1 protein-coding gene is annotated in these 414 nt (G+C 34.1%); it reads left to right on the top strand.

What is annotated here, in order from left to right:
- Positions 1–117 precede the first annotated feature (117 nt).
- A partial coding sequence (locus tag NE664_14705; protein ID MCQ4727885.1) for a hypothetical protein occupies positions 118–414 on the top strand: 297 nt, incomplete at its 3' end.

A 414-nucleotide genomic window follows, 5' to 3' on the forward strand; every position in this document is an offset into this window, starting at 1 on the left:
TTTTTATAAAAATTATCTTCATTAATTTATATCGTCAAAAAAAGAAAAATAATAATAATTATATCGTCAAAAAAAAGAAAAATAATAATAGTTTATTATAAACTAGAAGGTGAAAAATTGTCGGATATTTTAAAAGTTACAACGCCGAACACAGTATATGAGAATGCTCAAAGGCCAAAGAATGTTACGGTTAACGACCCTGTCATTCAAAATATTGCCGATCCTACAAAGGTTACGCGCCCCGACGGGCAGGCGGCCGCAAACGAACAGAATTTGGGCCTTAATTACGAATCCAATTTTGAAGGATTTATTTCGCTTTTAAGGAATATGCCGAATATAACCGAAATTTTCAGCCAGATATTTTTTCGGATGGGCACGGAAGTTTCAAGCGGCATAGGAGAAAACTTTGCAAAC

Origin of the sequence: Anaerotignum faecicola (assembly GCA_024460105.1) — a bacterium.
Classification (GTDB): domain Bacteria; phylum Bacillota; class Clostridia; order Lachnospirales; family Anaerotignaceae; genus JANFXS01.